This window comes from Solidesulfovibrio sp. (assembly GCF_029978005.1).
Taxonomy (GTDB): Bacteria; Desulfobacterota; Desulfovibrionia; order Desulfovibrionales; family Desulfovibrionaceae; genus Solidesulfovibrio.
In genome coordinates, this window is the sequence record NZ_JARKOZ010000169.1 from 1 (window position 1) to 8,862 (window position 8,862).

Genomic DNA, 8,862 nt, shown 5'->3' on the forward strand with positions numbered 1-8,862 from the left:
CGCGCCCCCCCCCCCCCCCCCCCGCCGGGGGGGATCATCCCCCCCGGGCCCCCTGGAAGTGGGGGAAGGGGGCGGGGAGAGTTCCTTCAGGGGTGCGTGGCGGGGATCGATGCGGAAGAAAAAGTCCTGCGCCTGACGGACGGGCGGGAGATCGGCTACGATGCCGTGAGCTTCGGGATCGGCAGCCTGGCCGAGCCGTCCTTTCCCGTGGAGGGAGCGCCGGGATCAGCCATATACCCGGTCAAGCCCATCGAGAACCTGCTCGCCGCCCGGCGCGACATCGAATCCCGGGCCGAGGCCGGCGATCCGGTGCAAGTGCTCGTGGTCGGCGGCGGGGCCTCGGCCTTCGAGGTGGCCGGAAACGCCCTGGCGCTTCTGGCCGGTTGCGGCGTGAAAAAGCCCCTGGTCACCGTGGTCGTCGGCCGGGGGCTTCTGTGCGGCTGGCCTCGGCGGGCCAGGCGGCTGGCCAGGGATTCCCTGATCCGGCGCGGGGCGCGTCTCGTGGCGGGCCGGGTGGCGCGCATCGCCGGCGGCCGGGCCCAGCTCGCCGACGGCAGCGGCCTGCGCTTCGACGTGTGCCTCACGGCCACGGGCACGCACCCGCCGGCGCTTTTCGCCGCAAGCGGCCTGTCCCTCGCCCCGGACGGCGGCCTTTCGGTCAACGCCTTCCTGCAAAGCCCGATCCGCCCGGAACTCTTCGGCGGCGGCGACTGCATCCACTTCGCGCCCAAGCCCCTGCCCCGGGCCGGCGTCTTCGCCGTGCGCCAGGGGCCGATCCTTTGCGCCAACCTCCTGGCCTATCTGACGGGCCGGGAGCTCACGCCCTTCCGCAAAACCGGCGAGCGCTTCCTGGCCCTGCTCAACTGCGGCGACGGCCGGGCCATCCTGCGCAAGGGGCCGCTGGTGTTCGAGGGCCGCTGGTGCATGGCCGTAAAGGACGCCATCGACCGGCGCTTCATCCGCGCCTTCGCCGCCCCGACCGGGACGCCCCCCTCCTGACGCTCTTCCCTTACTGGCGAAAGCGCGCCCGGTCCGCGCCGGGTTCGCGTATGGGCAGGATGCCGAGCTCCCGGGCCATGGAGATGTTGACGAGCCCCACCTCGTCCGGGCCGCCCTTCCTGCGCGCCCGCTTGTCGCGCCAGCGGATGCGGGGATCGGCCTTGAGCTTCGATTTGTATTTCTTGCGGACAGCCTCCCCGGCCTCGGCCGCGTCGTCGAAGGAGGAGTCCGAGTCGCCGAGCAGCGTGGTTTCGAGGTAGAGGTCCTCGTCGCCGTCGTCGTCGAGGTCCACGGCCACCAGCATGTGGTCCGGCAGGTTCACCAGGGAGGCCTTGAGCCCCATCTTGGCGAAGACCGAAGCCAGCAGGCACGAGCCCTCCACGCAGTTGGCCTGGCGCGCGGCGAGCGCCTCGCCGAGCAGGCGCACGTGCTGGCTCCAGATGTGGGGGGATTCGGCCGAGGCGGTCTTGATGCTCGAATAGCGGATGCGCCGCCGGGCCAGGGCCGTCCACACGGCCTCGATCTCGTCGCGCACGTCGTCGGCGTCGCCCTGGTAGCCGGCGATGGAGTCCACCTTGCCCGTGGCCAGGGCGTCCTTGAGGATGCCCTCCACGGCCGGGTGGTTCTCGTTGACGTAGGCCGCGAACAGCCACGAGGTGTCGTTCCAGCGGCCGTCCTCGTCGTAGCCGTAGACGCAATCGTTGATGGAGCGCACGGTGACGCGGCCGCTTTTTTCGCCCATGGGCGCGCCGTCGAGGGTCAGCCGGGCCGTCACCGTCTCGGCGAAGGGCTGGCGGATGAGCACCATCTGCTCGGCGTTGTACTTGATGAAGGGATAGACGGCGTAGCGCACGCCCTTTTTCGGCAGGGTCACGCTGACGGAGCTCGGGGCCACGAGGCCCGAGGCCGAAGCGAGCTCCACCTGCGCCTTGGCCCCGTCGCGCGGCGCGACCACGGAAACGCCGAGCAGCCCGTTGGCGTCGCCGAGTTCGCGCGGATCGGCCCCGGTGTCCAGGCGAAGCGTGCCCGCGGCCACGACCAGGGCCGGGAAGAACGTGGCGTCGGGCCCCAGTTCCAGGCTCCAGCCGTCGTCTTTGACCGGTGCGGCCGGGCAGGCGGCGGCGAAGGCCAGGAGAAGACAAAGCGTCGACAGGACAAGGCGCTTCATGATCGACCTCCGGAGGAGCCGCATGTTTTCGGTTTGCGCATTGCGGGGCGACGATCGGTTCTTCCCGATTCCCGGCATGCGGCCTCGCCGGCGCCTCGTTCGGGGCAAGGCTGGTGCGATGCCGATGCCGCCGTCCCCTTTCCCTACACGGCCGCTTCCCTTTCGGCCTCGGGCTCCCGAACCGGACAGGCCGGCATCACCCGGGTCGGCGCGCCGACGACCGTGACCAGGTCGTCGAGGATCTTTTGCTTGTAGCTTTGCACCATGGCCTCGTTGTGCATGATCATGTCGAGCTGCCGCGTGTGCATGAGCATGTAGCCGATGACCTTGAGCGCCGTGAGCATTTCGTCCTCGGGGCCGACGCTCACGCGGGCGAAGGAGGCGTCCTCGCTGACCTCCACGGCGAAGCCGCGAATTTCCAATATCTCGGCCACGAACTCGGCCCGGCGGCGGCGGCGGGAGAACTCCGCCGCCCCGCCCTTGAACTGGAAGCTCACGTAGTTCTCCTGGGGCCGGTCGCCGACCAGCGCCTCCACCGTGCAGAAATGGAAGCCGAACCGGGAGCTCAGGCACAGGTAGTTGCGCGAGACCATGAAGTAGTTGCGCTCGGCGAAGGACGAATGGGCCGCCGCCTCCAGGTGCGGATTGGTCGAGGCCTGGGCGATGATGGACATGAGCCCCCGTCCGTCCACGGGCGGCGGTCCCTGCCAGGGGATGGCCACGATGCCGTCCCACAGCGCTCCCACCGGGATGGAGCAGATCTCCTCGAGCTTGACGTACTTGCCCGGCACGTCGTGGACGAAGCCGTCGTCGAGGTTGATGAACCACCATTTCATGGCGGTTCCCTTGTACTTGAGCTGCTTGGCCGCCCGCTTGGAGAAATGGAACTCCTGGCCGAAGGCGAACATCTCGGTGACGGACTTCTCGTGGCAAAACCGCGTGATGTCGTGGAGCGTGCGGCAGTTTTCCGGGGCGAACTCCGGCACGTTGGGATCGATGAGATGCAGCGGCGTGATCTGGTCCATGACCCGGCGCAGGATGGCGTGCATGGGCGTTTGCCGCTCGGGCGCGGGCCGGCGCTCGGCCTCGGCCGCGTCGAGCAGCTCCTGCACCCGCCCCGGATAGACGGCCCGGCCGTCGGCGTCCACGGTCACTTCCGCACCCGGGGCCAGCAGCGTGGTCGCGCCGGGAACGCCCATGAGCGCCGGCACCCGGAACTCCCGGGCCACGTTGGCCAGATGTCCGGCCGCGCCGCCTTTTTCCGTGACGATGGCCGCGGCCATGTCAATGACCGAGGCGTAGCGCGGCGGGGCCTCGATGGCCACCAGCACCCCGCCCCGGGGAAAACGCAGCAGATCGGCCTCCCGGCGCACCACGAAGACCGGGCCGCAGCCCACGCCCGGGCTGGCCGTGACCCCGTCGGCCACCAGCGGCTGCCCGTGCACCCGTCGCGGCCTGTCCGGGGCCGCACCGCCCGGCAGCTGCACCAGCTCCCGGCATTGCAGGAACATGATCGCGCCGGAGGTGTCCACCGCCCATTCCACGTCCACGGGCGCGCCGTACATGCTTTCCAGCCGCACGGCCGCCTCTCCCAGAGCCAGGGCCTGGGCGTCGGTGAGGCTCGGCTCCCCGGCCCGGTCGCCGGTGGTCTCCATGCGGCACACGCCCTCGCCCGGCAGGCAGACGAACACCTGGTCCTTGCGCCGGATGTGGCGCTCGGCCAAAACCGGCGGCTCGCCCCGGCGCACCACGAACTCGTCCGTGGCCACGGACCCGTCCACCACGGACTTGGGCAGGCCCAGGGCGCTGTGGATGCGGATGGCGTCGTCGCGGATGTCCAGGGGGTTGCGGGAATAGATGACCCCGCCGGCCACGGCGTCCACCATGGCCATGACGCCCACGCACATGGCCACATCCTCGTCCGGGATGCCCCGGTTGAGGCGGTAGGTCATGGCCTGCGGGCTGTACTTGCTGGCCAGGACCTCCTTGTAGGACTGGAGGATGTCGTCCGGGCCGACGTTGAGCTTGGAGGAGAACTGGCCGGCGAAGGTCTGGCCGGCTTCGTCCTCGCCCAGGGCCGAACTGCGAAGCGACACCGGCACGGGCCTGCCCAGGGGCCGCCACAAGGCCTCGTAGGCCTCAAGGATGGCCGCGGCCACGTCGTCCGGCACCTTGGCGTCCGTGATCTTGTTGCGGATCTGGGAGCTCAGGATGAGGAGATTGCGCTGGTCGTCCGGGCCGGCCGTCTGGAGCAGCCGGTTGATCTCGTCCTTGAGGTCGTTTTCCTCCACCAGCCGGCGGTAGGCCCGGGCCGTGACCGCGAACCCCGGCGGCACGGGCAGCCCGGCCCGGCGCACGATCTCGCCGAGCCCGGCCATCTTGCCGCCCACCTGGTCGGCCATGTCCCGGCCGGCCTCGGCCAGGGGCACGACCAGGGCCGTGGCCGCGTCCTGGCACCCCTGCTGCCAGCAGTCGCCGATGCGGCGCTGGATGTCCTTGATGCGGTTGTAGAGTTCGGCGTACTTGCCCGGCGCGATGGAATTGAGGTGCTCGACGATCTTGTACACGTTGACCGAAGCGGCGGTGGAATGGGCGCGAATGAAGGCCATGCCGAAGGCGCGGCGGCCATTGAGCGCCTCCTCCATCTCGGACATGACTTCCAGGGCCTTCTTGTTGGCCGTGAGCAGCAGCTTGAAGTGGTGGTAGCGCTTCTTGAATTCCGCCTGGATCTGCTCTTCGGTCAAACCCTGGGCTCCGTCGGAATCCTTGCCGGCGAAAAGCCCCGTCAGCGCGCGCTTGATGGTGCCGAACACATGCCCCCCGATGGCCGGCGATCCGGCCGGGTAATGTTCCTGTGCCTCCCCCCTTTCGTATCGGTTCGGTACAAGCTTGGCAACGCGGCCGACTCGAAACCCTTCCATGTTGTCACTTGCATCTTACTGTAATCTACATCTAGATGGAATCAACATCTCAAGGAGGCCGCCATGGCTTCGGACAAGATCAAGGGCTACCGCCACCTGCCCGCCTTCCTGCTGCTCGCCCTGGCCCACGGGCCCGGGCACGGCGCGGCGCTTTCGGCCAGGATGCACGAACTGCTGCCCCTTTCCGGCGTGGACACGGGAGCGGTCTACCGCACGCTGAACGCCCTGGAGGAGGACGGTCATGCCGTCGGGGAATGGGACACTTCCGGCCGGGGACCGGCCCGGAAAATCTACCGGCTGACGCAAACGGGCTGGGCGCGCCTGGACTTCTGGCGCGAAGACATCGCCTACCGGGCGCGGCTGCTGGCCGTGTTCCTCAAATCCGCCGACGCCGTCCAGGCGGGCCGGCCGGAGCCCGCCGCATGAGCCAGACCGCGCCTCCCCGCCTGCGGGACATCTTCCTGGTCTTTTTCAAGTTCGGCCTGACCGGCTTCGGCGGGCCGGCCATGATCACCGTCATCCGCGAACTGACCGTCAACCGCCACCGCTGGGTGGACGAAGCCACCTTTCAGGACGGCCTGGTGCTGGCCCAGTCCGTCCCCGGAGCCACGGCCATGCAGACGGCGGCCTATGTCGGGCTGGCCCGGCGCGGCGTGCCCGGGGCGCTTTGCGCCTATGTGGGACTCGGGCTGCCGGCCTTTTTCCTCATGCTCGCGCTGTCGGCCTTCTACGCCAAGACCCAGTCCATCGACTGGATGCTCGCGCTCATGCGCGGGCTGTCCGTGGTGGTGGTGGCGCTGCTCGGCTACGCCGCCTGGACCTTCGCCAGGATTTCCTGCCGCGAACCCCGGGGACTGCTCGTAGCCCTGGCCTCGGGCACGGCGCTCGGCTTAGACGTCAATCCGTTCCTGGTCATCCTGGGCGCTGCCGTGGCCGGACTCTTCCTCTACCGCGACCGCGAGCCGGCGGACGCGCCCAAACCCCTCGGCGACGCCCTGGCCAAGGGCGTGCGCCAGGCCCTGCCGCTTCTTGGCCTGCTCGGCCTGGCCATGGCCGCGACCTGGCTCTACGACCCGGGCCTGTTCGCCTTGTGCCGGCTCATGCTCGGCATCAACTGCGTGTCCTTTTCCGGCGGCTTCTCCGCCCTGCCCATCATGTACCACCTGATCGTGGACGTGGCCGGCCAGATGTCCGGCAAGATGTTCATGGACGGCATCGCCCTGGGGCAGATCACCCCCGGCCCCATCAGCATCACGTCCACTTTCCTGGGCTACATGCTCTACGGCCTGGTCGGGGCCGCGGCAGCCACCATCGCCATGTTCGCGCCGTCGTTTCTCATCCTCGTGACCGTGGCCCCGTCCTTCGCCGCGCTCAAGGGCTCCCGGCGCTTCTTCCGGGCTTCGCTCGCCATCACGGCCAGCTTCGTGGGGCTGCTCGGCTACGTGACCGCCATGTTCGCGACCGAGGCGCAGTGGAGCCCGGCGGCCGTCGTGCTGGCGGCCGTCTCCCTCGTCGCCCTGTGGCGGCGGGCGGAGGTGCCGTACGTGGTGGGATTCGCGGCGCTTTATTCGCTCGTGGCGCTTTGATCCAGGGGGAAGATGTCCCCGGCCATGCGCCAGCCGTTGCGGCCGGCCTTCTTGGCCGCGTACATGGCCGCATCGGCCAGGCGCAAAAGCTCCCCGGCCCGCTTGCCGTCGTCCGGAAACAGCGCCACGCCGACGCTGGCCCCGAGCCGGCAGACGTTGCCCATGGCGTGAAACGGCGAACGCATGGCCGCCACCATCTTCCCGGCGATGACCCCGGCATTGGCGTCGTCGCCGACGCCCGGAGTGAGCGCCACGAACTCGTCGCCGCCAAGCCTGGCCACGGTGTCGCTGCGGCGCACACAGGCCGCCAGGCGCTTGGCCGCCTCGATCAGGACCTTGTCGCCCGCTTCGTGGCCGTACGCGTCGTTGACTTCCTTGAAACGGTCGAGGTCGATGAAATACACCGCCACCTGCTCCCCGGTCCGTTCAGCCAGGGCCAGGGTCTGACGCAGCCGGTCCATGTAAAGCGCCCGGTTGGGCAGGCCCGTGAGGCCGTCGTGCAAGGACATGCGGGTGATGAGTTCCTCGGCCCGGCGGCGCTCGGTGACGTCGTTGATGATGCCGTCGTAGGACACGAGATTCCCGGCGGCGTCGTGGTGCAAAACCGGGGTGTTGCGCACGTAGCGGATCGAGCCGTCCTTGTGGATGATGCGGTGCTCCAGCGGGGCGGGATCGCCGGCCAGCACCCGGGCGGCATGGGACAGCACCGCCGGCCGGTCCTCCTCGGGCACCATGGCCAGCCACAACAAGGGATTGTGCTGGTATTCCTCGGCGACATAGCCGGTGACGGCCACGCAGTTGGGGCCATGGACCGTGGCCACGGCCTGCCCGTCCCGGACGGCGACGGTGTAGACGTAGTCCGTGACGCTTTCCAGCAGGCGGCGATAACGGTCCTCGTTCTGGCGCAAGGTCCGCTCCAGCTCCAGGCATTGGGCATGCTGGCGCTCAAGCTCGGCCAGCCGGCGGTGAAGGGCCGCGATCTCGGCCAGTAGCTGATCCCTGCCTGGGACGTCGCTGGGCATGGTGTTCACACCTCGCCTATAGATTACCTGAAAGCAAAAAGTTTGTCATGACCATCAACCTTGCCAAGTGAACATCCACAGGGTACCAGCGGGTAGATTCACAATTTCTCCAGGGAGCGTGGCATGACGGTTGGCAACGACTACGCCGACGACCTCAAGCAGGAACTGCTTACGGAGATGGCGGACAACTTCTTTTCCCGCCGCCGTCGTCTGGACGAACGCCTGGAAGCCTTCGCCGGGACGCGGGAAAAAGTGGCGCGCCAGGGCACGCTGGCCCTGGCCAGATGGCGGGCCTTTCGCAAGCTCCTCCTCGACAGCGCCCAGGCCGACCTCTTCCTCGCGAGCCTCGGCTACGACGTCGAACGCCTCCTCGCCTTCGGAGACAAAGACGTCCTCACCCCGCGCATCCGCACCGCCTTCGGCTTCACGGCAGCCGGCCGCTACCGCCGCACCGTACGCGCCGCCTACGAAGACCTGCGCAACGAACTGGAACTCTACAACGACGGGTCCTTCGTGCCCGACCCCCACGACCCGCGCCGCAAGGCCCGTGTTCCGGGCTTCTGCCACCTCATGGAAACCGCCCAAAAGCTCAACGAGGAAATCGCCTCGGTCAATTCCTGCCAATGCCCCTCGGACATGCTGCGCTTCACCAGCTCCCTGGACCCGGATCGCCAGGAACAGGAACATGCCTGCGGCGGCATCGGCGACGCCTGCCGCCTCGACGAGGCCCTGGCCTACACCTGCCTGGACATCTCCTGCCTCGACGTCCCGGTGCTGCCCACGCCGCCCACCCTGGACACCGTCAGCGACACCCTCGACGCCCTCGCCGACGCGCTCTGCCAGGCCGACCCGGCCGGCGTGAAGGCGGCCATGGAGAGTGGGAAGAGCGGGCAGGAGGCGTGAGAAAGAGGGAGAGACGAAGAGGAGGAAGAGGAAGATGCCTCCGGCGGCCAGGAGGGGGTGACCCCCTCCTGGACCTCCCCGGCGGGGGATGGGTAAGCGGGTGCAGGCGTGGTCGGAGGGCGGGGCGTCGGGGTCTGTGGTCTCGGAAATGGGGCGAAGCGCCGCATTTTAAGAAAATTTCCTTTAAGGTTTTTCAAAGGCTTCCAACGTAAAATTCCTTCAAACTCGCCCCAAAGGGGCGACGGGCCTGCGGTGCCGGAATT

General features: G+C 68.7%; 7 protein-coding genes. 4 read left to right on the top strand and 3 right to left on the bottom strand.

Annotation, left to right across the window (positions count from 1 at the left end):
- The first annotated feature begins 96 nt into the window (after positions 1 to 96).
- Positions 97 to 999 carry an FAD-dependent oxidoreductase gene (locus Q1K70_RS18490; RefSeq protein WP_300162874.1) on the top strand — a complete coding sequence of 301 codons (903 nt, stop codon included), beginning with the start codon at positions 97 to 99 and terminating at the stop codon, positions 997 to 999.
- Between the two features lie 10 nt (positions 1,000 to 1,009).
- On the opposite strand, the gene Q1K70_RS18495 is transcribed toward Q1K70_RS18490, so the two are convergent.
- Positions 1,010 to 2,167: a hypothetical protein gene (locus tag Q1K70_RS18495; RefSeq protein ID WP_300162876.1), complete on the bottom strand. Its 1,158-nt coding sequence runs from the start codon at positions 2,165 to 2,167 to the stop codon at positions 1,010 to 1,012.
- A 143-nt stretch (positions 2,168 to 2,310) separates the two neighbouring features.
- The gene (locus tag Q1K70_RS18500; RefSeq protein ID WP_300162879.1) at positions 2,311 to 4,980 is read right to left on the bottom strand and encodes a PEP/pyruvate-binding domain-containing protein; all 2,670 of its coding nucleotides are present in this window, start codon (positions 4,978 to 4,980) and stop codon (positions 2,311 to 2,313) included.
- Positions 4,981 to 5,151: 171 nt separating this feature from the next.
- Between Q1K70_RS18500 and Q1K70_RS18505 the strand changes: the two genes are divergently transcribed.
- Together Q1K70_RS18505 and chrA are read left to right on the top strand one after the other, a co-directional pair.
- The gene (locus tag Q1K70_RS18505) at positions 5,152 to 5,514 is read left to right on the top strand and encodes a helix-turn-helix transcriptional regulator (protein WP_300162882.1); all 363 of its coding nucleotides are present in this window, start codon (positions 5,152 to 5,154) and stop codon (positions 5,512 to 5,514) included.
- Entirely contained in the window at positions 5,511 to 6,674 is a 1,164-nt protein-coding gene (chrA, locus tag Q1K70_RS18510) for a chromate efflux transporter (RefSeq protein ID WP_300162885.1), read from the top strand. The genes Q1K70_RS18505 and chrA overlap by 4 nt, the downstream gene beginning before the upstream one ends.
- Here chrA and Q1K70_RS18515 read toward each other — a convergent pair.
- On the bottom strand, positions 6,653 to 7,696 hold the full coding sequence (locus Q1K70_RS18515) for a sensor domain-containing diguanylate cyclase (protein ID WP_300162888.1): 1,044 nt from the start codon (positions 7,694 to 7,696) through the stop codon (positions 6,653 to 6,655). The genes chrA and Q1K70_RS18515 overlap by 22 nt on opposite strands.
- A gap of 123 nt (positions 7,697 to 7,819) precedes the next feature.
- On the opposite strand from Q1K70_RS18515, the gene Q1K70_RS18520 reads away from it, so the two are divergent.
- On the top strand, positions 7,820 to 8,599 hold the full coding sequence (locus tag Q1K70_RS18520) for a hypothetical protein (RefSeq protein WP_300162891.1): 780 nt from the start codon (positions 7,820 to 7,822) through the stop codon (positions 8,597 to 8,599).
- Positions 8,600 to 8,862 lie beyond the last annotated feature (263 nt).

Coding starts and splice junctions, on each gene's coding strand:
- chrA (WP_300162885.1), top strand. CDS start 5,511: ATGAGCCAGACCGCGCCTCCCCGCCTGCGGGACATCTTCCTGGTCTTT.
- Q1K70_RS18520 (WP_300162891.1), top strand. CDS start 7,820: ATGACGGTTGGCAACGACTACGCCGACGACCTCAAGCAGGAACTGCTT.
- Q1K70_RS18505 (WP_300162882.1), top strand. CDS start 5,152: ATGGCTTCGGACAAGATCAAGGGCTACCGCCACCTGCCCGCCTTCCTG.
- Q1K70_RS18515 (WP_300162888.1), bottom strand. CDS start 7,696: ATGCCCAGCGACGTCCCAGGCAGGGATCAGCTACTGGCCGAGATCGCG.
- Q1K70_RS18495 (WP_300162876.1), bottom strand. CDS start 2,167: ATGAAGCGCCTTGTCCTGTCGACGCTTTGTCTTCTCCTGGCCTTCGCC.